15 protein-coding genes and 1 pseudogene are annotated in these 22,372 nt (G+C 58.8%); 3 read left to right on the forward strand and 13 right to left on the reverse strand.

Translation table 11 applies throughout. The features are described from left to right. Window positions 1-137: 137 nt before the first annotated feature. From TU34_RS00190 to dpdE, 8 genes are all read right to left on the reverse strand, one after another. A complete protein-coding gene (locus TU34_RS00190; protein WP_203225382.1) occupies window positions 138-1,676 on the reverse strand; it encodes a hypothetical protein in 1,539 nt (512 codons plus the stop codon). Between the two features lie 428 nt (window positions 1,677-2,104). Further along, window positions 2,105-2,626 carry a phospholipase D-like domain-containing protein DpdK gene (dpdK, locus tag TU34_RS00195; RefSeq protein ID WP_045820824.1) on the reverse strand — a complete coding sequence of 174 codons (522 nt, stop codon included), beginning with the start codon at window positions 2,624-2,626 and terminating at the stop codon, window positions 2,105-2,107. Continuing rightward, on the reverse strand, window positions 2,623-7,014 hold the full coding sequence (dpdJ, locus tag TU34_RS00200) for a protein DpdJ (protein ID WP_045820825.1): 4,392 nt from the start codon (window positions 7,012-7,014) through the stop codon (window positions 2,623-2,625). Before dpdJ ends, dpdK begins: the two co-directional genes overlap by 4 nt. After that, window positions 7,011-7,694 carry a hypothetical protein gene (locus TU34_RS23365; protein ID WP_150116302.1) on the reverse strand — a complete coding sequence of 228 codons (684 nt, stop codon included), beginning with the start codon at window positions 7,692-7,694 and terminating at the stop codon, window positions 7,011-7,013. Before TU34_RS23365 ends, dpdJ begins: the two co-directional genes overlap by 4 nt. After that, window positions 7,691-10,696 (reverse strand): protein DpdH, encoded by a 3,006-nt coding sequence (dpdH, locus tag TU34_RS00210; protein ID WP_045820827.1) that lies wholly within the window; start codon window positions 10,694-10,696, stop codon window positions 7,691-7,693. Before dpdH ends, TU34_RS23365 begins: the two co-directional genes overlap by 4 nt. Next, on the reverse strand, window positions 10,693-11,574 hold the full coding sequence (locus TU34_RS00215; protein WP_045820828.1) for a hypothetical protein: 882 nt from the start codon (window positions 11,572-11,574) through the stop codon (window positions 10,693-10,695). The genes dpdH and TU34_RS00215 overlap by 4 nt, the downstream gene beginning before the upstream one ends. A gap of 1 nt (window position 11,575) precedes the next feature. Then, window positions 11,576-14,146: a protein DpdF gene (dpdF, locus tag TU34_RS00220; RefSeq protein WP_045820829.1), complete on the reverse strand. Its 2,571-nt coding sequence runs from the start codon at window positions 14,144-14,146 to the stop codon at window positions 11,576-11,578. Beyond that, window positions 14,139-17,342, reverse strand: a complete 3,204-nt coding sequence (gene dpdE / locus TU34_RS00225) for a protein DpdE (protein ID WP_045820830.1) — start codon at window positions 17,340-17,342, stop codon at window positions 14,139-14,141. The genes dpdF and dpdE overlap by 8 nt, the downstream gene beginning before the upstream one ends. A 610-nt stretch (window positions 17,343-17,952) precedes the next feature. Here dpdE and TU34_RS00230 point away from each other — a divergent pair. Then, window positions 17,953-18,689, forward strand: a pseudogene (locus TU34_RS00230) (ATP-binding domain-containing protein); the annotation flags it as partial. Here TU34_RS00230 and TU34_RS00235 read toward each other — a convergent pair. The 4 genes from TU34_RS00235 to TU34_RS23370 form a co-directional block, all read right to left on the reverse strand. Then, on the reverse strand, window positions 18,672-19,043 hold the full coding sequence (locus TU34_RS00235; RefSeq protein ID WP_150116303.1) for a hypothetical protein: 372 nt from the start codon (window positions 19,041-19,043) through the stop codon (window positions 18,672-18,674). The pseudogene TU34_RS00230 and the gene TU34_RS00235 sit on opposite strands and share 18 nt — an antisense overlap. Then, a complete protein-coding gene (locus tag TU34_RS00240) occupies window positions 19,033-19,584 on the reverse strand; it encodes a hypothetical protein (RefSeq protein WP_045820832.1) in 552 nt (183 codons plus the stop codon). The genes TU34_RS00235 and TU34_RS00240 overlap by 11 nt, the downstream gene beginning before the upstream one ends. A 188-nt stretch (window positions 19,585-19,772) precedes the next feature. Next, the gene (locus TU34_RS00245) at window positions 19,773-20,093 is read right to left on the reverse strand and encodes a hypothetical protein (protein ID WP_045820833.1); all 321 of its coding nucleotides are present in this window, start codon (window positions 20,091-20,093) and stop codon (window positions 19,773-19,775) included. Window positions 20,094-20,190: 97 nt separating this feature from the next. Further along, window positions 20,191-20,679 (reverse strand): hypothetical protein, encoded by a 489-nt coding sequence (locus TU34_RS23370; RefSeq protein ID WP_150116305.1) that lies wholly within the window; start codon window positions 20,677-20,679, stop codon window positions 20,191-20,193. A 109-nt stretch (window positions 20,680-20,788) separates the two neighbouring features. Here TU34_RS23370 and TU34_RS00250 point away from each other — a divergent pair, with 109 nt between their 5' ends. Together TU34_RS00250 and TU34_RS00255 are read left to right on the forward strand one after the other, a co-directional pair. Continuing rightward, a complete protein-coding gene (locus TU34_RS00250) occupies window positions 20,789-21,139 on the forward strand; it encodes a TA system antitoxin ParD family protein (protein WP_082079695.1) in 351 nt (116 codons plus the stop codon). 8 nt (window positions 21,140-21,147) lie between these two features. Beyond that, window positions 21,148-21,666 carry an ATPase gene (locus TU34_RS00255; RefSeq protein WP_045820834.1) on the forward strand — a complete coding sequence of 173 codons (519 nt, stop codon included), beginning with the start codon at window positions 21,148-21,150 and terminating at the stop codon, window positions 21,664-21,666. 124 nt (window positions 21,667-21,790) lie between these two features. Here the strand turns inward: TU34_RS00255 and TU34_RS00260 are convergent, their stop codons facing one another. Further along, window positions 21,791-22,363: a hypothetical protein gene (locus TU34_RS00260; RefSeq protein ID WP_150116306.1), complete on the reverse strand. Its 573-nt coding sequence runs from the start codon at window positions 22,361-22,363 to the stop codon at window positions 21,791-21,793. Window positions 22,364-22,372 lie beyond the last annotated feature (9 nt).

Genomic DNA, 22,372 nt, shown 5'->3' on the forward strand with positions numbered 1-22,372 from the left:
GTTCTAGCTGTGCGAACAAAGTGAACTAGCTGGCCTGGTCTTCGAGCATGTGCGCATATTTCGGTAAAGAGTCACCCTCAGCGTGACCTCACGGCGAGGGCTTTACTGATCACGATCACCACAGCGATCGTGCAGGATTAGGCGTGCAAGTCGGCAAAGCCGAGTTCAACCGAGCGCAGCAACGATGCCGATCCTGATCCGTCGGCATAGCGGATCAGTGCTCCCTGCGCGTTCGCTGTGATGAAGCCAGTGGCCGCATGGGTCGCCCGCTTTGTCGCGAGGACGATCAAATCCGCGTTTCGCGCGTGCTGCTTGAGGGAGGCGTTTCCATCCAAAGCTGACGAGACCTCCACCTGGACGTTTGGCCACTGAAAGTCAATCGTCTTCTTAACTCGGGCAAGAGACCCGGTGTCAAGGCTGTACAGCAGGATCCTCCCACTTGCCGTATTGCGGTCACTGGGTTGCTCGACAGGATCCGACGCGGCAATAGTCCAGTCGTAATCAAGTTTGATATCGTCGGTTACCAGACTCGCCAGCTTGCGGAGCGACTCAGGCAGTCGGTGCCTCTGCTGATTGAGGGGAGACAGAAGTGTTGTGACGAAATTGGCGCGGGTTCTGGAGTCGACTACAGGTCCGCACACGACTGCGTCCGCGAGGTCAATTGCTCGAGTAGCGCTCCGGATTGCTACCCATCGATCCGCAAAATCACTGAGATCGCCAAGTACTTCCCGGTATGCCTCCGGCGGAGGACCGCCACGTAAGAAGATCTCTAGTAGCGCACATATTGCACCCAAATCGAAAGGGCTGAACCGCTCAGCCACCAGATATCGGCGTAATAGGGCCTCCGCGGTGCGTGCAGCCGGGCGGCCGAGATCGTCGGCCTCGAGAAGCGCTGCAACACCGGACAGGAGATCGTCCGTGGCTACCTCTGGCACTGCGTCGATCGCATCAGCCAACTGAGAATCAACCTGCCACGCTGGCGTCCACATGAGTGTCTGGCCACCATCGAGTTGCAACCCGTGCGCGCTGTTGAGTCGACCGACCCAATCCAACCAGGAGTCGATGGGTGCCTGCGTTGCTGGTCGGTCCGGACCCGTTACAGATTCGGGGATCGACGTCTCACTTACCGGATCTGCTTCGTCGACTGATCCTTGGGAGGAGGGGACCAGGCGCGCGCGCAAGTCTGGATCGACTGCGAGATTCGCTGCTAGCACTTCCGTCAACGAGTCCTCCTTGCGGATAAGCGCAACCAGCGCGCAAACTGTGCTCGCATCAGGATCTGTCGTGCTTGCCACCGAACTATCGACGAGCATTGCGACATCGGGTTTTGCCGTAGTGATCGCGGCAAGTGCACCGTCGATGTCGCCTGTTGGCAGAGGACGAGCAAGATTAACTCTCCCCCATGCGGCCAAAACGCCTTCGCGAACGAGTCGCGGAGGCTCGACGTAAATCAGGCTCGGAAGCGACGCATGTGCAAGAACTTCTTCGTCCTTGCCCAATTGGAATAGTCGTCGAATTTCGAGAAAAGCGACGTTTTCGTGTGAAATCCCTCCGAACGCCTTGATCTCTCGCAAGAGGCGTTCGGAGGTTGCGACTGCACCGGAGGCGAGAGCGAGGTCGAATTCCCGCAGCAAGCGACCAATCGGCCGAGGCGCCTTCGGGACACGTAGTGGCACGTCTCCGATCGTCGCGATGAGTCGACTGAGCGCCGTGAAAGTATTTCTGGCCGTCTGTACAGTAGGTCGTAGTAGAAATGTCGTGTCAGGACCTACGAAGTCCAGAACCGCGAGATCGATCGGGTCCGCGGAGTCGAGTCGCGCGACCCGTCCATCGAATCGACACCACTGGTGAGCTACCGCCGCCTCGAGTAGGGGCCTGACACGCCCAGCGTGTGCGATGTCCCAGCAAACAACGTAAATTATCGTTGGATGTGATTGATCAGTGCGTCGTGGAAGAACTGCTGGACATTCGCCACGGTCCGGCAGTGCGGCGAGAAATGGTTGCATTGTCGTTGCCATAGGACTGGCCGGGTCAGTGTTCGGCCAAATAAAATTCGGCGGTGCAAAAAATCGTCGAAGAAATACCTCTGGGGTGATCGCTGTCGTCACGATCTTTCTCCGATCCACCGAGTTCGTAACTCAAGGCGATGCCGTGCCGCCTCCGCTTGGTCCAGTTGCAATTCCATACTTTCCTCGTTAACCCGCGTCCCGTTCCAGGTGAAGTTCATAGAACCGGTGAGAAGCCAGTCTCCGCCAACCATTAGTTTCTCGTGGAGGTGCTCACCGGAGTGCAGGTGAAGTAGATTGGGAATCGAAGATCGACTTAACCGTTCGACGAATGCTTCGTTGTGGTCAACCCGGCGTACAGCCACATGAATCTCTGTCCCGCGGCGGGTGAGTTCTCCGAGGACCTCGCTAAGCGTCATATTCGACGATGGATTATTACCCAGAACCGCGTCGAATTGCCGTGTCTCGTTGTCGATGACCACTACGTCGGAGACCCACCCGGTGACGAGCCAAAACTCATCACATGGCGAGCACAACTCAGATAGCAGTGCGGCGGCCAGCACATCGCGAATGGCGAGCCCATTACGCGGTTTTGTTCTGACCGTTCTCCGCGCGGTCATTGCAACTCCTCCGCCAACGAAAGTATGGCAGTCATGCTGCCGCGTCGCTGCGAAATGGCTCTGACACGACCGAATACGCGGAGTCCGCCGCGCTCGATCGGCTTAGCCGTCGCTGCCCTCAGAGCACGGGCTAGATCAGCGCGGTGCGTGTACGGCGCGGTCAATAGAACCCGCGCATCCGCTCCCATCGCTTGCGTGTAAGCGTCGATCCAGCCAGGTTCCGTGACGTCGATCTTAACGGCGCCATCGTGAACAGCCTCGTCCAGCACGAGGCGTTCGACAATTACGTTCTCGCGATAGGGATGCCAGTGGTCGAGACGTTGCGAACGCGCTTGGGCCCCGCGTAACCACAGCATCGAGAAGGCCGAGTCGACGGACAGGGACTTGAGGTCGAAGCCCAGGTTTCCCTGCGAAGCGTGGTAAGCGATTGTGCGCGCATCGATCTCGACCCCGAGTCTCGTCTCTGAGTCCACCCAAGCAGTGACGAGGTCAGAAACCACACGATCGATCGTTGTGCTCGAACCCGGTCGCATGAATCGGGCGGCGAACGTGGACACAAGTAAATGATCGGGGGGTCCGTCGGATTCGGTCCAGATGCCCCGCAATTTTTCGAGTGCGCTGTCCATCGCGGCGATACCTTCGGCACGCCGGAAGTCAGCGACACACTTCGAAAAGGCCGTTCCTGTAGTGACCAACTCCGCGAGAGCGTGCCGCATCGATTCATCAACGTTTTCAGCATCCGTCGGAGAGCAAGCTCGGGCGACTGCATCCCAGAATCTTCGGGGATCCTCACCATACTCCCGATGGAGGGATTCGAGCAGGCCGAGGCCACCTATAGCAGTCTCCGACAGGAGTATCCGATAGTCGCGTGTCTCCTCGTCGAACTCAACGTCGCAAGCGAGATCACCTTCATTTGCGTCGGCGAGTGATTCGCTCACCGCAGCGAGGACCGCGTTGGCCAGAGTGTCGAGAAATACACGGTCGAGCAAGTCGGTCGTATCCGCCTGAAGGTTGTTGGTGCCGAGCAAGTTGCCATGCTCTTCGATCACCGCCCGAACCATTGGATCGGCAGCCAACTGCGCTAGCGTGCGCTGCATACGACTCTCGTCCTCGTGCTGAGCCTCTGCCCGATATGCGACCGCGAGGAAATCCGGAAGATTGTCGGCCCACGCACCGTCCGCGAGTTGGCCAGGTAGCAACCCGACGGGGCCGCCACTCAGACCGCGGGAGATAAATGCGTCGAGATAAACCTCCGAAAGCCACCCGCGCTGAAAGACATTGACTACATCGTCGAGTCTTTCATCCTCAAGGACTCGGCGACGAAATGCGAGAGTCCTCCAGGGCGGTGAAGAAGTAAAATTTTGAAGAAATGATTGGCCACCCTCGGGTAGTTGACCGGAAACGATCATTCCATCCACCTCGAGTTCGAAGCCGATGGCGGCAGGCGTCCCCTCGTGTACGTAGCGGACGTGGGTCGGCGTCCGGTTTCCCGCCTGATCTGTGAGTTCGCCGTCGGAGCCAATAGCCATTCGGCGCACTCTGAGAGGGCCGCCGCCGACATGCAGCGCAAAGGCGCACGTGTTTACTAGCGTCGCCCAGATTGACGGTGTCGGGACATCCACGTGGTGCAGTGCCTCGGCGGCAAGTTCGAATGTGGATCTCCAGACTGGCATCGCCTTGGATGTGTCCGCGATGTGGGGCGGAGGGCTGACGAGGCGTAGGGCAAGCGGACGCACCACCGTGTAACTCTCGCCCAACGATGTCTTCCACGTACCGAGTCCATGGCCAGCCGCGATGACATCGGTCAGCGGGAGATCGTTACCAATTGAGGGAACGGGTAACCACGTACTCAGAGATGCGTGCGCATGGCCGAATCGGCGACTCACGCGGCCCGGAACCGCCTCACGAAGCGCCTGCGTAATCGGCATCCGCGGTGGTTCCTCGCCAAAGTTGGTCGGCAGTTCGAAGCGAACGTCCGGCGTGTTGAGGGAGGCGAAGAGAGTATCCGACATGAACTCAGGAAGAGGCTTACGATCTTTCCGTCCTGGGTCGATTTCACCAGGAAGCGGCGTCCAAGCGGCCTCCAGTCGGCGTAATGCTGTCGGTACAACTGACAGCATTAGAGATCGTGGCTCCTCCCACAACGCGGCGCTGACCTCATCCTGCGGCAAGGCTAGGGAGCGTCGAAGGTGTTCAGCCAGTTCCAGTTGCACCTGGTTTTCTGAAAGGATCGTCCGCAGGACGGATATCACGTCAAGGGTTCGGACATGCGGTTTGTCGTTCAACGGCGGAGACAGCACCGAGCGGACATCAGCGCTCGTCTTGCGTGCGACCCAGTCAAGAAGGGAATGTGTCGCCTGCATCTTTACTACGAATCGGTTGTTAATCGGCAACGAACGGGCGTCAATTTCGGGGTCGAGGAGTTTCTCGTAGGATTGGTACGCTATTCGGTCTCGGCCGTAGTCGGACAGCACGACAACCGTTAAAGGCCGCATCTCGAGTCGTCGCCCCGCACGGCCTCGCCGCTGTAGAAACGACGCGAGGTCTCTTGGTGCCTTGTGCTGGATAATCGTTCCGACCCTCGGATCGTTAAATCCGACCTCCAGCGAGGAGGTGGCAACGATGACGTCGGCCGAAGTGTCGACGCCGGCGTCTTGGGAGGATGTCCGCGCGACGTTGAGGGGCCGGTCCATTCGCTGCAGTCGATACGGCAGATCCCATGACTGTCCGTCCACGTATCGCGCTCCAGCTTGCGGTTCTGCTGGGCTACGGAGATCGGCCAGCACATTGCCGGCCATCCGACCCCGGGGCTGCGCTCCCTCGGCGTCCCTCAAATTGTCATACAAACGGTTGATCACGTCGAGGTCGTCAGTAAACGCGAACGAGACCGAACCGTATATCCCTGGATCGTTGTCGAGCATTCGACCCAGCAGCATCGCAGTTTGAATCGTCGTCGACAACAGTGGACTACCTGAAATGGGGTCGCCACGGAGCGCGATTCCGTATTCCCGACTGATGGGAACCAGTTCGTCGTCTTTCGGGGCGATCACCTCGACGTAGGGGCGCTCCGCACCCGTCAACGCCTCGAAGAAATCACCGGCATCGCGCAGCGTCGCAGACAAGCCCACCATCACTGGACTGTCGACGCCCCACTGACGATTGGCATGACGCCAGCGCCGTAGCATTAGACCGACCTGAGCGCCGTTCACACCTGTGTACGTGTGCACCTCGTCGAGCAACACCATTCGTATGCCGTTTGGCCCCTTCCATCCCAACAGACGTGCCAGCATCGCGCTCGTCGATTGTTGGCTCAGCATCTCCGTAGAACTGAAAAGAATATCCGGCGGATTCTTCGCCATCGACTCTCGGGTGAGCGCGATAGTCCCAGGCAGGGTAGAGAAGTGGCACGTGGTGCACACGAGTCGCTCGTGCCGGGCTATCCGATCAACGTCCGACCAGATCAGACTGCCCTGGCAATCCTCGGTCGTACACGGAAAATATGGCGTTGCCCATCCCGAACTCCGTCGCTTCCAGGCCCGCCAGTCACTACTGCCTTCGAGGTCGCGATCTCTTGGTGTCTGACCGTAAAGGAGTCCGATTCGCGCCAACCGTCCACCCGGCCCAAGGCTGAGGGGACCAAGGTTCGTAACTACCCGAAGAGCCTCTCTCGCTTGGTCTCGAAGCAACTCGTTGCGCGGATAGAGTGCGAGGGTGTGGGGTCCCGTGCGTTTTTGGCCAGCGGTGGATGCGATGTCCAGCAGGGCGGGAATGTAGAACGCCAGCGTCTTGCCAGATCCCGTACCGGACGTAACGATTCGGGCCGTCAACTGCGGGGCCTTTGTCGCAGACAAAATGGACTTAGTGGCGTCAACCTGAAAGCGTGCGAGGTAGTTGTCGACCACCAAGCGCTTGAAAACGTCTTCGTGCAGGTCGGTCCAACTGGGTAGTCCAACGAGATCGTCTATTGCCTCTGAAGGGGTGATCGCGCGACGCGGATAGCGCCGAGGCCCAACCTTGATCCGGTAATCCGCAACGAGGGGGCTGGAATGGCGCCACCAGGCAGGTGAAGAAGTGTCTTTTTGTGGGAATAGTTGTCGGAGATGGCGCAGGAGGCGAATTGTTTCACCGAGGCGCGTGCGGTATTTCGGCGTCGTCTCCGGAAGTCGGTGGAGCAGACCGTCCGTCAGCAGATGCTCGAGGTATTCCTCGCCGGTCGCCAAATCCGCCTGAAGATCCTCGGCGTCGAGGTCCAGTTGAATATCGATGGCGCTTTCGACGTCCGACTGACTGAGGAAGCCATCAACTACGCCCCATGAAAGCAGCTTCAGCTCCAAGTCTTCCAGGCGGCTGAGAAGATTCGAATCTCCTTTCCATGCGCGACCTTTCATGAGCGGATGCTGATGTAGAGTTGGTCATTCAGCGAAGCATCGCCTCGAAGTGTCGCCAGTTCCTCGTCACTCAAGTCGGCCAGTCGGACCTGACCTTCGTTGAACCGCTTGAGCAGCGAGTCGATGCTCGCATCCCCGACCTCATCAAACTCATCTTTGACGCGATCCCACTGTATTGAGAATTGAATAATATCCGGGATGCTTGGCTTCTTTGCGGCCAACTTCTGCAATTCAGAGATCCGCATCTTTGTCGCATCTCGACGAACAAAGTTGACCCTGGGTAGCAAAGATACTGGCAGACTAGCTATCATTTCACTCGCCCAAGTCCGCCAGGAATGCATATTCGCTAGATCAATAGCCGATCTTGCAGTGTCGAGATCTCGGCACCTAGCTTGCAAGAATTGTGCTGTCGGTCGTCCAAGTTCGGCCTGCTCTTGCAGTCTCCTGGCGGGTTGCTGGAGGTCGATCAGATCATCAACGGGCGCACCAATATCCTTCAACTTTCGATACACTTTCAATACAGCTTCGAGCAAAAGTAATTCTTGATCGAGGCGATTCAAAGCGGTCTGCACCTGACCGCGGAATTGTGACTCGCCAAGGCCTTCCCTCTTCACACGTGCCAATGCGGTAAGTTTCTTCGCCCGTAGGGCGAGGCTGCGTTGCGGTATGGTGTCGCTCATGATTCCGGATCCTTCACGATTCTGAGCCAAGTTCTCATTGTCTCATCCAGTTGAGTGTCGACGTCGGCGACGGTCCCAACGTCGCTCTGCGCCGTTCGGATGCCTGCGTCTACCCAGAGCGAACTCGATTCGAGGTAGCGGAGAATCTTGAGGAGGTCTACGCCAACTACTGTTCCAATAGAACATAGCCGCGCCGTCCCGCTTAAATGCTCTGCGCTCACAAGAATTCTCTCGACGTCCTTTACGCAACGCGCATCCCACCCCTGCGCATCTGCGTTCTGTACCTGCAATGCCTGGAGGTCGCTCACCGGAACCAGTCCCAAACCCTGCCCAATTTCGACACACTCGATAATATTATTGACGGTCTCGGCGAAAGTGACGTCCTCTGGCAAAAAAGCTCTAATGCGTGTAACGACATCCTTCCAGAATGCGAGTTGGCGACCTGTGTTCCGAAGCAAGACTTTCAGTTTATGCTGGGCATCGGAGCACCACTCAGGCACCTCGAGATCATCTTCTAACTCGGCGAAAGACTTGGCTTTACGCACGATCGCGAGCAACCTTACAAAGTCGATCGCGTAGACACCGCCCGTGCCCTGTGCCGCACCGACACCCGCCATCAGGTGATCAACAGCCTTGCCTCGTGCCGTCACGTAGGTCTGGTAAGCCGATACCCACTCGGGCGATCTGGATACCGCGTCCAGGCGAACGGACGTGTCCCGCCACAGGCATGCGTTGACGTACGCGATGTCTTTTGAGTTAGCCGCCAGTTCGCCGCATGCTGCTGCACCTCTGATAAGCGACGCGGCAGCCTGGACAAGTGCGTCATCCCCGACCGCCAGCTCGACCGTAATTCGGCGTTTTGCCTCGTCGACACTTGCGGCGACGAGGGCGCCTAGTCGTGCGAGTGTGTCGCTGGCTTCTGCGACGTGTCCTTCCTGAATTAGTGCAAGACCCTTGAGTGTTATGGCGTTTCGCGGTGAACGATCGATGCGGACAATAGGCGGTAAAGCCAACGGAATATTCTCGTTCGCACCTTCGATAGAAACACCTCGAGAATTGTCCGGTACTGCCTTGCTTAGGATACTCGATGCAGGTGTCTTAATGACGTCTCCGTACCAGTAAATGCGTGAGACGAGAGCCTCTTGAATGATTTTCCTGAACGCGGCGGCCGTACTCTGCGGCAGAATCTGACCCCGAGACCATGCGTCAATTTCGTCGAGCCTCTTTTGGAGTGAGCGCGAGTGATTGGAGTTCGGTTGACCGCCACTCGCGCCCCCACTTTCACGGCTACCGTTTGTGGGCTTTCTCTTGGGCGGTTGATAAATGATACTAGGAAGAACGGGTAGAGAGAACGCGGTGACGACGTCGTCGCTAACCGTGCTTGAACCGGCATCTCCCCAGTATTCGAGGGTCGACTGCACGCGTCCTGCATCCTCCTCTGAATATTCGCTCGAAATCTTCTCTAGAACATGGTTCTCGAGTCCAGGCAGGCGCATCGAGATTGATTCCTCGGCAAGAAAGTTCGCGGGAGGAAACAGGCCTTTATGTATTGTGTCAATGTTTGTATTCAGCACGTCTCGGACAGCGCGAGATAGCACCCTCCGCGGATTAAAGGAGACGCGATCCCCGTCGCGAGTCGCACACGCCCTAATCGCCCGAAGAATTGCGGATTCATTGTAGGGGTAAAGTCCGTACTCCGCGTTACCCGATCCCGAAGTTCCGAACGTTGCGTGGCAAGACGCCCTGAATTTACACGCGTGACAAGCGTTTGGCACTTCAGGGGTGCTTTCCTCTAGCGGTATCTTTCCGACTCGAGCAGCATTAAGATAGCGTCCGAAGAAGTCGATAAACAGCTTTTCTTGATCAGATTCATCCCGTTGGTAATTGAGATCGACGTCCACCTGGTAGATTGGCGAAGAAGCCTCCGCCCGGGTGCGAAACGTGTCGGGTAGATCTGTGTAATAACCCTCTGTGACAGCCATCATGGTGCGAACGGTCGCGTACTTGACCTTGCCCTGAACAACCCCACTCTCGATGATTGCGTCGAGCAGGTCCCGTCTCACGCCCTGGATGAGCGCGACGTCCTCAATTAAGAGGACTATTTCCTGGCCCACGAGTTTCTCGCGGATTCTTCCGAACGCCTGACCGATATCGCCAACATTTAGAGTGGCGGCCTTTGTGACCGCTACGTCGAGGTATTCATTTAAGAGGCGTACCGCTTCTCGCTGCATCTGTGAACTGGCAACTAGACGACCGAAGAGTTTGCGCGTGGCCGCAGCTGCGTCAGCGATATTGCCGTCGTCGACGATATCGAGTGGAAGTTCGTCGATAGTGAATTCGAGTGGAACGTCGGGTTCGTCTGCCTCTCGGCCTTGCAGCGCATGTTTAGTGCGTAACTTTAGGAACGAACCTGGGCGCAGCAAGTGCTTCTCAAACAGAGGATCGGTGAAGAACAGCCTCAAACCATTTTCGCCAACTAATGCTTTACCGTATGGATTGTCGGACTTTGCAGTCCGGAGTGCCTCGGCCAATTCGGCGAGAATCTTGTGCTCCATCTCGTCTAAGGTTATGCCGGAACCAAGTGTCGATACCCTTCTCCGAATCTCGTCCAGTTCACTATCGTGATGTCCAATCAGCAAGGCCTCAATAACGTCCTTGAGACTTGTTTGCGTCTTAGATAGATAGACGACATTTCGTCCGAACTTTTCGGGGATCCGGGCGTTCGCCCAGCGAATTAGATGCGATTTTCCTGCCCCGGATGCGCCTAGCACAGGTGCAACCACTACGCCGTTTGTCGCGTCCGCGTTCAAGAACTCATCAAGCACTTCTCTCTCGGTGAGAAATTTGGTCTCTCTATCGCCGACTGCATTGGCTTGCCGTCGGATCGTCAAAGGAGCGTGTGTGGCTAAAAGTACAGCGTCAGATGGTGTGGCAGCCTCAGTAGGAATCGTGGACGTTACATTTTTCGACGTCCAGCAGGTGTAATTGACTTGAATACTCACCTGTCGTTGCTCCTTAGAGTTACGTGCGAGACGTACCGGTCCGTTCGGAAATTCTGTGCGTCGGGGAGTGCAAGCACATCAGATGGGTCGGACTGATACCCCATCGTCAGGACTTGTTGCTGCTCCGCGGACGACAATGCCAGTGCGAGTGCCGCAATTGCGGGCTCACCACTCTGCTCGAGGCCTGGGTGTAGCGCGCTGGGGTGCTCTGCAAGCACAGGAAGTTCCGACCGTAGAAACTCCATAAGCGAAGCGATGGGAATATGCTCGCCGCGCGGAAGTGGATCGCCAAACGGATGCGTGATCGCGTCTATCACGGCGACTGTTGGATCGGGTATTATGCTGCTGTTCGATTCTTTGCCGGGATATAGATTGCTGAGCATTTCCTGTCCGAATCCGAGTTCTCGACTCCACCATCGGAAGCCATTCCATCGAGTGTCGTTGGTGAATAGTCCTTCCGGCATATCTGTCTGCACATTAACTGCATAGTGGAGAGGGACCATAGGTGGTTGCCGCATTAACCACACCAGCGCGGACCGTAAATCTGGCGCGCCGCGGAATCCCGTACTTATTGATTCTGGTGGAACAATGAGGCGGCGCCTCAATATCCGTAAAAACCCGTACGCATCACTCACTTCGTCGGCCTCGACACGATAAAGGCCGTTGATGTCTTCGTTGACCAATTCGAATTCCCGTAACCCAGCCAGTGCTCGCTTCGCGTGCGCCCCATTGCCGGGCGAATTGCTGCGCATCGATATCGGCGTCACGAGATCGAGGATGCCGTCCTGCGTGAGGTCTGGTTTTGCCATTACGACCCTGTACACGATCCACATGGCCTGCGGCAGGCATAGTGCCGGAGAAGGGTTCAGTACGTCCATGTCACAAACTTCCTAGTAGGGCATTCGCTGAGATACTGGGGACACCCGCGTCACGTAACAGGTGACCTGGTCTGCCAGGGGTCTCGATCGAGGATGGCCCAATAATGTAGGAAATCAGAGCGGATTCCATACGATTGCGGATCGCATTATGAAGAGCTCCGTCGAGTAACAAGAATGCAATTGGGCCCTCGTAGTTCTCGGCGAGACTAGGCTCCGCTATAGGGTCATCGAGAATAATTGGATTTTGTGGTACTGCCTTTTGCAGTCTATCAGCAGCCTCTGTGCTCAAACCAGCAAACACTCGAACCTTCCTCTGAGCCAAGCGCACGAGGAGCGAATCGACGTCCGACCCTTCTTCGAACCAGATAAATAGCGACTTATAGTCCCCCCGCCACCCAGATAGCGGATCGTCCAGGAACCGTGGCGACGGCAGCAGTGGACTGATCTCGATCGGCTGAATACCCGGGGATGTCTCCGGAGTTCGACGACAGGACGGGCAACCGCGACAAGCGGCCAAGGTTCGCAGCACCCCGCCACCATAGGAGATTTGGTAATGCTGTGCGATCATCCGTCCTACGCACTGGTTTCCATCGACTAGGTCGATTGCTGACCTTAATGCGCGTTGCTGTGCCGCTTGCACGTTGCTCCGGACTTTCGCTAGTTCCCTTATCCAAGCGTCATGCGAGAGGTATTTTCCGTTGACGAGTTCAAACTCTATGAAATCCTCGACCTCATCGTAAAAGTTTTTGCGCGATCGCTCGACGTCCTCTGCGGAAGCTCCGGCGTCAGGAAGCCACTGGGGCACTTGAAACCTGATAATCCCTGCTTGTGCCATCAGCGTAAGCGTTCGTATATTCCAACGTGCACTCCTTCCGTATCCTTCTAACATGTACTTTGGTAATGTTTTCTTGCGAACGCGGTATCGAAAGCCACTCAGGTTCTCGCTCGTACTAAGCAGGCTCTGCCAACGCGCCCAACCAAAATCGTTTCCTATGAGTGTTACGGAGTTCAGCGCCCTTGCGATATCACGGTCACCTGGCCCACTGCATAGGTACGCAATTGATGGTCTCCCGTCGCGCCCGCCGCGGCCAACCTCCTGGTAGTAGCGGTCGATCGTCTCCGGCAGGCAAGCATGTATTACGGTCCGCACATTCGACATGTCCAAACCCAGGCCGAATGCCGACGTTCCGACAATGACATCCACCTTTGTACCTACTTCCTGACCTGACGAACTAACGCCGCGCCATCGTTCCATGACGGTACGGCGAGCGTCTTCCGCGGTTTTGCCTGTAACGCTGGCCACGCGAAGGTTGCCCTGACTACGGAGGTGATTGGCCCAGTCGTCAGCGTCGGCTACCTTGCTTGTGTAGAGAATTAGCGGCCGCGGCAAGTGGCTAACCGCTTCAAGGACCGCTTCCTGGCGTGACTGCTCATCAGCGTGCGTGGCAAAGAAGTACGCAGGTTCTGTGCGTAGTTCGGACCCCCACACGAGGTCGACGTCGGTGCCACCCACCCGAAATAGATTGGATGTGACGTCTACTGCTCGCTGTGCAAGGGTGGCGCTCAACAGCAGGATGGATGGTTTCTTGTTTTCCGGGGCAGCGGAGTATGCGTCCCTGATTAGGCCGGGCATGGTCTGAAACTCGGAACGGAAGTCTGACCCCCACTGGTCTACGAGGTGCGCCTCATCGATGACGACCTGCTGCAGGTGGCCGTTCCGCGCGCATTCCAAGACGGCTGGAGCAAGGCTCGAAACGAACGCCTCGGGCGAGACATACAAGAGGCGTTGGGTGCCTGATCGGACTGATTCGCGCAGTTGTTCCTTCGGGTCGTTGTCCAGCGAACCAATGTAGGCGTATCGCGCGTTTGGACTGAACCGCCGGCCAAGGTGCTTCGCAGTCTCAGAGGTGCGGCGCTCCATATCGAGGGCCAGCACTACCGTGGGTACGACCACGACAGTTACCCCTGAGTTCGACAGCAAGACTTTCGACCAGGCGATGGCGGTCTTGCCACGCCCAGTCGGCAAGGACACAAGAACTGAGCCTCCGTCGTTAAGAACCGCGGCTCGCGCCGCTTGACGCTGCGTTTGACCTCGGTATTTTTTGTAATTATGTGCTGTCTTCCAGAATGGGTCAGCGTCGAGCATTCCGGTGCGGTGAGGGTCGGTATCCCGGTATACGTCGAGCACCTGTGTCACGGCCAGACTCTCTTCATGGCCGGCGGCCTGCGACGACGATGGCGGGGCCCAATTTCGCACCTGGACTGACCGCCTTCCGTCCGCCAGCGGAGTCGATGTGCAACCCACCTGTTCCCACTGCTCTGGACTCGGCCAGTCGGGGCCGACCGGGACCGCGAGGGATGGGTCTCCGCCGTATGTGACTTTGTTGGTAAGCAGTACTTGGCGGGTCAGAGACGCGACGTCCCGCCACCCGGCCGTTTGGTAAGTCAGCCCGGCCAGAGCATCTAACAACCGGCGACATGCGTCGCTTAGCACCCGACGGTGCTCCGGAGCAGTCTTTTCGGGCCATACCGTTAGGGCAGTCTGGGCGGAGGCCATATCGTCTCTAGACATACTTAGCCCACGACGTCGCGGAGACGACAACGCAACTTACGCCGCTGAGGTTCGTCGTGGGTTCGATTACGCCAGCTTCGATTGCACGGCCTATCTCAACCTCACTTTCAAGACTCGTGGGATCGGCAACGAGCCCCCCAGCCCGAGAACGCGCCCTGCTCTGAGCTAGAACTACATCCGTTTCCCGACGAATTCGACGGCCAGCAACTTCGGAAACTGCCGCCACATCCGCTAAATTGTCCCGCGCCACTGCGAAGCAACTCTGGGCAACTGGATCTAAGTGTTGCTCGCCGCCCAGCAATGAATACAGGGCCCGAATCTTGTCTGGATTCAGGTTCTGGTCGGGGCCTTTGATGTATGGTCGCGAGAGATATTCGACAAGCTTCGGATTGGCGACCGGGATCAATGTGTGTGCAGGGATCCACACGCGTCGACGTTGAGGAGAGAATGCTGCATCAGCACGGCGCCGAGCGATGGGTTCGACCTCGTGCTGCCCGTCGAGCATTTTTAGTAGCGGGCCTAGGTTTGCCTCAATTAGGAAGTCGAAGCCGAAGAATATTGTCGGCTCGTTAGGCCATTCTTGGTTCAGTCGCCACATCGCCACTGCTTGGCCACGGTCGTCAATACCCAGCAGTTGTTCCAGCCCATCGATGAACGGGTTGCCCCGGCGGAAGAGTCGTCTAGTCGGAGTTTTTACTGAATCCCTACGGTCGAAAAAGCCGGTGCGAGTTGCCGCCGGCGTATCGACTTTCCCTAGCAGGCGGGGGCTCAGTAAAGGCGTGCCCCGAACATCACGCTCGAAAGTCGTGCTGCCGTCTTTATTGGGCCTTTGTGTGAGACGGAACCCGTCCGCCCCCACGATCAATCTCGTGAATGCCGCAGCGATAGTGTTGGAATCCGACTCATAAGCGCCTATCTTGATGGCCATCTTCTCCCCGTCGGTGTGGGTGCCGTAACCAGACTCCAACGCATCAAGTTCGTTGATCCGTCGCTTTTCGCGGCGCAATATTTCGGGAATGACTTTCTCCCGACTCGCGAAGACCTCAAATCCCTCCACGAGACAGTCCCTCCACAAATCCTCGGCCAGTTTGTCTATCACCTCCTGCAATGTGGAGATTGAAGAACTGAAAATCTCGAACCCGGAGGCGAGAACTTTCGCCCAAGCGGTCTGCAGACCTTCGGGATCGCGATCGGCAATGATGTACTGGTGAGCTGTTTTGTTTCGGCCGTACCGATCGACGCGGCCTATGCGTTGCTCGAGGCTGTTGGGGTTCGCGGGTAACCTGACATGAAAGACGCAGTCGGCTTCTTGAAAATTGCGACCGACATCACCCGTCTGATCAACGACTAACACGCCTCCGGTTGAACGCCAGCAGACTGTCGCTTCCTCTCGCTCCGCCTCGGTCTGTTCTGCGAGGTGCCCGAACGCGCCTAGGTTGCCCTGCCCGAATCGGTCGATAAGTTCAGTCGCAAGTGCCCCATGACCGCAGAAAACAATGGCTCGCTGGTACGTTCGACAGCGCTGTTCGATAGTACGGGCGAGTATTTCGACTCCATCTGGGGATGCGCTCCCAAGCGTGACCAATACCTGGGCCTCAAATTGCAGAATTTCGGCCGAATCAAGCAGTGCTTTCTCCTCAGGTAGGAGGCTACCGACACCTGTCCCGTCAATTCGGTATCTCAATGCGCTCTGAAGATCCTGCACAGGACCTCCGAGACGGGACGCCAACACGCTCAGCACCCTGCCGTAAGGCGTTGGGTCGAGTCCATCATCGAGGATGGCTGCCGCGCAGCGATTTACCCAATCAGCAACTGCATAAGCGCCGGCATCCGCTTCCTCGCTACTTAGGCGTAAGACCTTGGGACGAGTGCGCCCAGTAAATTCAAAGGGAGTCAGCATGCCCTCGTCATCCAGTCTCTGCATCTCGATGGCGTGTCTCCGGTTCCTTATGACGCGGTGATGCAGTCGGTACGTCTCGGAGACGTGCGTGCGGACGGAGGCAATGGCCCCCCGCAACGCCCCCAGGTCGACGGCGTCGGGATCGCCGCCGCCCACCCTAATCACGTTTGCGGTGGCCTCCATGGCACCGCGAATGACCTCGTCTGACGGAAGAAGTCGCGCAAGTTCAGCAAACTGCAACTCCAGCAGTTCCAGGTTGTCGGCGTCCGGGTCCTCGTCAAGGCCGAAGACCGCCAATGCTAACTCATGCCGGGTATTGAGCAGTTTCGAGAAACCTTCCGAATCCTCCCACCGAAACAAGTTTGGCTCCAGCAAGTGTAGCAGTGCGAGCTGCGTGGTGGCCCCTCGGGAAAATGGTGTCGCCGACAGCATCAAGACACGAGAAGATGCATGGGCAACGTGAGCGAGTTCGGCGTATGGCGAATCAGTTCGCACCCTCGCTTGGGCAAGTAGGTGCGCCTCATCAACGACCAGCATGTCTACACGTTGGAATTGTCTCCATTGGTGCGGTGCACTGTGAGGTAGAAGCTCAAACGGCAGTTCCCCGACTTCGTTCACGAAATCGTCGAGGTATAACTTTTCGAGCAACTCCGTACGCCATTGCGAAACCAGCGCATCCGGCACAATGATGCCGATCCGTCGCTGAGGTTTATCGATGAGCAATTGACGCATCACCAGACCCGCCTGAATGGTTTTACCCATGCCAACCTCGTCGGCCAGAAGGTAGCGCTGGACAGGGTCCCGAATGATTCGTAGGGCGGCGCTGATCTGATGGGCATGTATCTCCACGCCCGATGACATGATCCCGGTCGCTGAGTCGGTTGCTGCACGCTCCGCCAGCAGCATCCTGCGCACTGGTTCGCGTGCGTCTCTGAACAGTGGGGTCTCATTTGCTCCAGTCAACAAAACCTGAAGAGGATCGCGGGGTACTGTCTCCCATCGCACCCTTAGCTTGCTCTCGGGAAGGTCTATGTCCCACTGCCGATTCGGCACTCGCACGTAGTAGACCGCGAGGTTGTCGTCGCCGACCACTCGTCCTGCTCGCCATCGGCCGTCGTGGTCTTCGAAGAACACGCGAGTTTGCTTGCCGAGTCGCACGCGCCTTATGTCTGCCACATTGCGCCAGATAAAGTCGGCGACAGGTTCAGCCGATGACTCGAAGTACTCTATTTTCGCTTCGCCTCCGTTTACCTCTGCAATCCGACCAATCCCTGGCGATGAGGGAAAAGTGACCATGTTACCGGCACGCAACACCAAAATCTAGTTCCTTTCTGGAGAATGAATGTGTGGATCAGACTGCGCTATCCCCAATAAGGGGCGCGCTATTTGCGTGCGTATTAGATCGATGGGCGATGCATTATGAATTCTTGCCATGTTTAACGAAGCCCTAGTCGACGAAAAAATCCGCAGTCGCGATTTACTGAACGTGTTCGGAAAGAAACTACCTCGGACATGCTGCTGGGCCTGTTGGACTGCACAGCCTGCTCAACGAGCAGCGTTCCGTTCCGAGTTCCGTTGCTCATCAGCACGGTTGTATCGCAGATAGTTAGAGCGCGCCATCGGTTCGCGAAGATCAGCCGTCTCGATGGCGGGACTCGTAGGCGAGGCTCGCCGTCTGTGAGCAGTCCATCGATCGCCGAGATCGTGTCAGCGTCTCGCCTCACGCGCGGGGCGTCCGACAGCGGTTGGTGATTGTCATCGTCTCCGGTTTCAGTGGTCGTCCGGACGTCATACGCGTGCTCGCGAGCCACGGCGGGGCGGAATGCGCTCGCTCGCCGACCCTTGACCAGGCAGTCGACCTGTTGGCTGCACCGCCGCCGGCGCGAAACTTTTGCTGCCTGCCCCTATGCAGTTCTGGGAGCACGACCTACCGCTGCAGATGACCGAGCTCGCCGAAGCGCTGCCGCCCGGGAAACGGTTCGACGCGATCGTCATCGACGAGGCCCAGGATTTCGCCGACGAGTGGTGGAAGCCGATGCTGGCCTGCCTGACCGACCCCGAGACCAGCGGCATCTACGTGTTCAGCGACGAGGCGCAGCGCGTGTTCGACCGCGAGGGATCGCCGCCGGTGCCGTTGGTGCCGCTGGTGCTCGACCACAACCTCCGCAACACCCGGCAGATCGCGAAAGCGTTCCACCCGTTGGTCGGCCAGCGGATGCAGCTGCGCGGCGGCGAGGGGCCCGAGGTCACCTCGTCGCCTGCTCGGCCGAGGATGCGCTGAGCGTCGCCGACGATCAGGTCGACGGTCTGCTCGAAGAGGGGTGGCGGTACGAGGACATCGCGTTGCTGTCGACGGGGAGTCGGCACCCGATCCAGGTCGAACGACAGGAGGAGGGCGCGCAGGCCTACTGGAAGACGTTCTGGGACAACGACGACATCTTCTACGGACACGTCCTCGGCTTCAAAGGACTCGAACGCAGCGTCATCATCCTCGCGCTGAACGAATCGACGCCACGTGAACGATCAAGGGAACGCCTCTACGTCGGTCTCTCGCGAGCGCGCGAGCAGCTCGTCGTCTGCGGTGACCCCGAGTTCGTCCGTCAGGTCGGGGGTCCCGAATTGGCGTCACGACTGAAGCTGTGACCGCCTTCGCGCGATGGCTCGCCGGATGACGCGGGCGGCGAAACGTACGAGCGCGACCGCGAGGGTCGCCAGGGGGATCGAGAAGTAGCATGTCCCGACGACGCCGAGAAGCGTCCAGAAAATCGCAGAGAGGAAGGACCTGAAAAATGTGTCGAACGAGTGGTCGCCAGCCTGAATCTCACCATAGAGGAATGTGACGAACAGCGTTCCGAAGACGCCGACGATCAGCAGCACAGTCCCCCAGCCGATCGAGCTGAGCCAGAACATCGTTCGGCCACCCGCCCGATCTTCCGTGGCGCCTTGTGGTGGTGATGGCGAATTGGTCTGAGCGTCGTTCGCGGCATCATCCGGCACGGGAACGATCCGTTCTGCTGGTCTGCAGCCCGCCGCGTTTGCGCCGCCGCTCGATGAGAGTGCTTGCTGCTGCCGCCAACAGTGTCACGAGGATCGGGACGCTGAGCGCCACGATGACGATGGGCACGAAGACCCATCCAGGTGCAGAGCAGGCGACCAGAAGGCCGGCCCCGACCTGTCGCACCCGGCCGCGAACGAACAACATGATCAGAGCGACAGCAGCCACGCCGACGCAGACGGTGTGTGTCATCCAGGTGTTCGGCGCTGTGATGACGAGGATGGTCACCAGCACCGCTGAGACGGTCAGACCGACCCAGCCGTACCACGTGGCGAGCACCGCGCCTGCTCGCTGGAATGGGTTGCCTCGACTTGCGACTTCCCGATCGCGGAGACCGCGTGTCGCCAGAGTGACGCCGAACGGCGTCCAGATCAGAGACAGGCCCAGCAGTCGGCCCAGTAAGGTTCCGTCGGCCCCGCCGATCGCCACGAGGGCCGTCAGTCCCACGGCCCCCAGCAGAGTCGGCGCAATCGCGCGATCCACTGTTCGGGTCGACATCAGCGGCGGGACGGCACCAAGCCGTCGAGAATTGGCTCGCTCACCGGTGGTCCAGCACGCCTGGGTTCACGAGGATTGGCTGGCCGGAGAAAGTTGCGTCAGACATGCTCCGGCTGCGGACCAAATCTAATGCTGCCGGAAGAACAGAGGGCCGAGCTCGTCCGACGACTGACTCAATCAACTGCCTCACCGTCCTCGACAACAACTGCACGTCTTGTCCTTCTGCCATAGGCAATTCGAATGATGCCGGCCACGAGAGTCGCAGTGGGGACCGAGACCAAGCAGGTCAGGGCAATCCCGGCGAGTGACCAGAACAGTGCCGGCGGGAAGGTGCCGACGATCGCGTGGACTGAGAACCCGTCGGAGCGAATCACCGTGATGCTGAAGATGCACCACAGCGCGATCACGGTGCCGAAGAACAGCGCGCCGACACCGCGCACGGCTGACACCAACCAAAACGCGACGCCGTACACGCGGGGCTCGGGGTCCGTCATGCCCTAGCGCTCCGGGCAACGTCGTCAAAGCGACGATTGCTATCGCAGTTGCATCGGTGCAGGGCACTGCCGACGAGATCGGTCGTGAGTTTCTTCATCATTGGGGCCCGTGCCCGGGCGAGGGAAACATGTCGATGGGCTGCGGCACGATCGGATCCGGATTCGCCCACTTGCCGCCCTTGAGCGAGTCTGCCCCGTCGCCCAGATCGTGATGCCCGAGGAGATTGAGCGTCGGACCTAGACTGGACCCTCTTCCGATTCCCTCGGGAGCGTCTTGGGACAACACAGCTTGTCGGCCGTCAGGGAACGACTGATAGGCCTCGAACCACGGAAAATCGGTGCGACTGCCATCAATCCGCGCTCCCTGCGCGGTCGGAGTGAACGCGAGATCACCGTTCACGGATACCCCTGCAAGACGGGCGGGACCGCCGAGGGCGGACCGCGAACGGTCGAAGAGGCCAGCCGCTACCGCGGTGAGCTGTGCGTGACGCTTGCCGAACTCCTCGCGGCCGTCCGCTGCGCCCTGATTCAACGCCCGCCCCACACGGTGCAGCGAAGCGGGTTCGACCTCCAGATTGTCAGGCATCGCATGTCCTCCCGCTGGTGTTGGTGGTTGGCCATCCTATCGGGCGTACAGGAGCTCCAGCGGTCGTGTGGCAGATTGCTACACTGGGCAGCCTGAACAGGAGGGCGCCATGGGAACCACGTCATCTCTTCGGATCGACGACGACTTGTACGCGTCGGCGAAGCTCGTGGGCGAGGTTGCGAGTCGCAGCGCGGCGCAGCAGGTCGCCCACTGGGCGCTGATCGGTCGAGAGCTTGAGGCGTCCGGTCATATCGGTGTGCGCGATGTCGATGCCGTTCTCACCGGCCGCGCCGACTACGACTCCCTTTCGGTCCGCGAGCAGGCAGTGGTGCGGGCCGCATGGTCCGAGCGCATCGGTAGCCGTATCGACGAACTCGACCTCGAAGCGCGGTTCACCGCAGAGGGTCGACCGTTCGTGGAACTCGATGAACAGGGCGACGTGGTCGAGCGGCGGCCCTGACCGAACGAGTGGCCGCCGACCCAGTTCTTCATGTTGTCGTCGGCCCGAACGGGGCCGGCACGTCGACGCTCTACGAATTGGTGCTCGAGCCGATCACGCACCTGCCGCTCGTCAACGCCGATGGGACCGCGGCCGACGAGCCCATCGAGTCGCTCGCCGAGCGCCGATCGCTCGTCCTCGAGACGGTGTTCTCGCACCCGTCGAAGCTCGAGCTGATCCGATCGGCGGCGTCGGCCGGTTACCTGATCACGATGCATGTCGTGATCGTTCCCGTCGAGCTCACCGTGGCCCGAGTGCTCAACGGGGTCGAGCAGGGAGGGCGCTCGGTGCCCGAGAGCAAGATCCGAGAGCGCCACGCACGATTGTGGATGCTTGTTCGTGAGGCGATCGGCCTCGTCGACCACGCGTACGCCTACGACAACACCACCGCGAAGAATCCGTTTCGTGTCGTCGCGCGATTCGACCGAGGCCGCATGGTCGGCGAGGCGACGTGGCCCGCGTGGACGCCCGAGGTTCTCCTGACCTGACCTGTCGTCAACTGTTGGTCTGTGGCCACTGGTCGGTTATCGAAGCACGTCAGGCGAGCTGCATTCGGGCCCGAAATGGGTGCAGAGGTCGGGACATCGCGTTGGAACATCGGGCTGAGTTCCGCTACCCCGCGTTGCGGGTCCTTCCCGCTGCGGTGGAGAGGTCTGGTTCTGGTCGGCCTCTCCAACGGCGCGATCGTTTGAATCTAGGTGGAGCCTTCTGCCCGGTCGCAGCCTCGAACTCTTCGACAGAGATGTACTTCTGCACCAGCGAAATCACCATTGCGGCAAGGACACCTACGACGAACAACTGACCCAGCAGGACGAGCGGGCCCGCGACCAATCCGAGTCCGTACCCTCGCCACCCGGCCTTCTGCTGTTGCTCGGCCGTGGTTCCGGACCGAACGATCATCGGAAGTCCGAGCCTCTTCTCGGTCTCCGAACGCCGCATCAGTGAGAAGCCCCATACGAAGCTCGAGAGCACCGCTACAGACATGACGGTCAGGGCGACCGCGCGGAGTGATGTCGGTGTCCCGGGGTCGGTGATCACAATGTCGAAGAGGAGTCCGACGACCCATGCAGACAAGCCGAAGAGAGCGAACCACAGGAGAAACAACCAGGTCCGCAGCCACCAGTAGTGAAACCCGCGCCGCTGCCACGTCTTTCCGAGCAGCCTGATCGAGGGGATCGGGTCCACGGCTGTTTG

It is taken from the genome of Williamsia herbipolensis (assembly GCF_000964005.1).
GTDB lineage: Bacteria > Actinomycetota > Actinomycetes > Mycobacteriales > Mycobacteriaceae > Williamsia_A > Williamsia_A herbipolensis.

Coding starts and splice junctions, on each gene's coding strand:
- dpdE (WP_045820830.1), bottom strand. CDS start 17,342: ATGGTCACTTTTCCCTCATCGCCAGGGATTGGTCGGATTGCAGAGGTA.
- dpdJ (WP_045820825.1), bottom strand. CDS start 7,014: ATGAAAGGTCGCGCATGGAAAGGAGATTCGAATCTTCTCAGCCGCCTG.
- TU34_RS23365 (WP_150116302.1), bottom strand. CDS start 7,694: ATGAGCGACACCATACCGCAACGCAGCCTCGCCCTACGGGCGAAGAAA.
- TU34_RS00245 (WP_045820833.1), bottom strand. CDS start 20,093: ATGACGGACCCCGAGCCCCGCGTGTACGGCGTCGCGTTTTGGTTGGTG.
- dpdF (WP_045820829.1), bottom strand. CDS start 14,146: ATGTCTAGAGACGATATGGCCTCCGCCCAGACTGCCCTAACGGTATGG.
- dpdK (WP_045820824.1), bottom strand. CDS start 2,626: ATGACCGCGCGGAGAACGGTCAGAACAAAACCGCGTAATGGGCTCGCC.
- TU34_RS00250 (WP_082079695.1), top strand. CDS start 20,789: ATGGGAACCACGTCATCTCTTCGGATCGACGACGACTTGTACGCGTCG.
- TU34_RS00215 (WP_045820828.1), bottom strand. CDS start 11,574: ATGGACGTACTGAACCCTTCTCCGGCACTATGCCTGCCGCAGGCCATG.
- TU34_RS23370 (WP_150116305.1), bottom strand. CDS start 20,679: ATGCCTGACAATCTGGAGGTCGAACCCGCTTCGCTGCACCGTGTGGGG.